Origin of the sequence: Mesorhizobium sp. M2D.F.Ca.ET.226.01.1.1, from assembly GCF_004022705.2 — a bacterium.
GTDB lineage: Bacteria > Pseudomonadota > Alphaproteobacteria > Rhizobiales > Rhizobiaceae > Mesorhizobium.
Genome location: NZ_RZOY02000121.1, coordinates 1 through 293 on the forward strand (window position 1 = coordinate 1; position 293 = coordinate 293).

At 62.5% G+C, this 293-nt stretch carries 1 protein-coding gene; it reads right to left on the reverse strand.

Annotated elements, in window-relative coordinates:
* Window positions 1-293: EAL domain-containing protein (locus EN869_RS34050; RefSeq protein WP_135916167.1), on the reverse strand; the 293-nt coding region annotated here is incomplete at both ends.

The following is a 293-nucleotide window of genomic DNA, read 5'->3' on the forward strand; positions in this document are numbered from 1 at the left end:
ATGAAGGAACCGTCGATCTTGATCTTGTCGAAGGGGAAGGCGCGCAGGTTGGACAGGGACGAATAGCCGGTTCCAAAATCGTCCATCGCGACGCGGACACCGAGCGCCTTGACCTGCCGCAAGGTGGCCAGCGCCCGTGGCATGTCCTTGATGAGCGCCGTCTCGGTCACTTCGAGCTCGAGCCGGTCGGGCGCCAGCCCGGTGCGCAGGAGGATCTCGTGCACCTTGCGGCTGAAATTCGGGTTGTGGAGCTGCACCGCAGAGACGTTGACGGCGATCGTCAGCGGATTTTT